This window comes from Mammaliicoccus sp. F-M27, assembly GCF_022387115.1.
Taxonomy (GTDB): Bacteria; Bacillota; Bacilli; order Staphylococcales; family Staphylococcaceae; genus Mammaliicoccus; species Mammaliicoccus vitulinus.
Genome location: NZ_JAJNIE010000048.1, coordinates 1 through 218 on the forward strand (window position 1 = coordinate 1; position 218 = coordinate 218).

General features: G+C 44.0%; 1 rRNA gene. It reads left to right on the forward strand.

Annotation, left to right across the window (positions count from 1 at the left end):
* Window positions 1–52, forward strand: a 16S ribosomal RNA gene (locus LQ598_RS13740); the annotation flags it as partial.
* Window positions 53–218 lie beyond the last annotated feature (166 nt).

The window sequence follows — 218 nt, forward strand, 5'->3', positions numbered from 1 at the left end:
GAAGTCGTAACAAGGTAGCCGTATCGGAAGGTGCGGCTGGATCACCTCCTTTCTAAGGATATTACGGAATGACCTTTAGGTCATGGAATTAACGTGGACATATTGTATTCAGTTTTGAATGTTTATTTAACATTCAATTTAAGAATGGGCCTATAGCTCAGCTGGTTAGAGCGCACGCCTGATAAGCGTGAGGTCGATGGTTCGAGTCCATTTAGGCC